Annotated in this window: 1 protein-coding gene; it reads left to right on the forward strand. The window is 25.4% G+C overall.

Annotated features, from left to right (window positions below; genetic code table 11):
* Positions 1 to 240: hypothetical protein (locus tag FE392_RS21120; RefSeq protein WP_319932025.1), on the forward strand; the 240-nt coding region annotated here is incomplete at its 5' end.
* Between the last annotated feature and the right edge of the window lie 118 nt (positions 241 to 358).

Below are 358 nucleotides of genomic sequence, written 5' to 3' on the forward strand. Positions count from 1 at the left end.
GAAGAATTATTAACGAAAATTCTAGAAAAACTAGATGCTGTTGATAAAAAGGTAGATAAAGTAAGTGGTGATGTGCAGGAATTAAAACAAGAATTAAAAGCACATCGAATGGAAATAGATGATAATTTTACGAAGTTATATAAGTTAGTTGAGGATAAAGATGTTGAGATTGATGTTTTGAATAAACGTGTATTTAAAAATGAAACAACAGTTGAAAAATTAAAGAGACAAAAACATTAGGATTCATATGTGAATTAAAATTATATGTGTTTATTTTTAAAGAAAGAAGATATTTAAGGGGAATGATATCTTGCAAAATATTAAAGAGATAAAGAAATTAATTAGGAAGAATCCTGGT

The organism is Xenorhabdus santafensis (assembly GCF_033949405.1).
GTDB lineage: Bacteria > Pseudomonadota > Gammaproteobacteria > Enterobacterales > Enterobacteriaceae > Xenorhabdus > Xenorhabdus santafensis.